The sequence below is a fragment of the Rhodococcus sp. HNM0569 genome, from assembly GCF_012726205.1.
Taxonomy (GTDB): domain Bacteria; phylum Actinomycetota; class Actinomycetes; order Mycobacteriales; family Mycobacteriaceae; genus Rhodococcus_F.
The window spans coordinates 1-361 of sequence record NZ_JAASAE010000045.1 but is presented as its reverse complement, the minus strand read 5'-3'; the positions used below and the strand labels follow the sequence as shown (position 1 = coordinate 361).

General features: G+C 55.4%; 1 rRNA gene. It reads left to right on the top strand.

Going from position 1 to position 361, the window contains the following annotated elements:
• A 23S ribosomal RNA gene (locus tag HCA44_RS20715) occupies nucleotides 1–361 on the top strand; the annotation flags it as partial.

The following is a 361-nucleotide window of genomic DNA, read 5'->3' as shown; positions in this document are numbered from 1 at the left end:
CGCCAGTGTTCGTGGAGTCGTTGTTGAAATACCACTCTGATCGTATTGGACTTCTAACCTCGGACCATGATCTGGTTCAGGGACAGTGCCTGGTGGGTAGTTTAACTGGGGCGGTTGCCTCCCAAAATGTAACGGAGGCGCCCAAAGGTTCCCTCAGCCTGGTTGGCAATCAGGTGTCGAGTGCAAGTGCACAAGGGAGCTTGACTGTGAGACTGACAGGTCGAGCAGGGACGAAAGTCGGGACTAGTGATCCGGCACCGGCATGTGGAAGCGGTGTCGCTCAACGGATAAAAGGTACCCCGGGGATAACAGGCTGATCTTCCCCAAGAGTCCATATCGACGGGATGGTTTGGCACCTCGA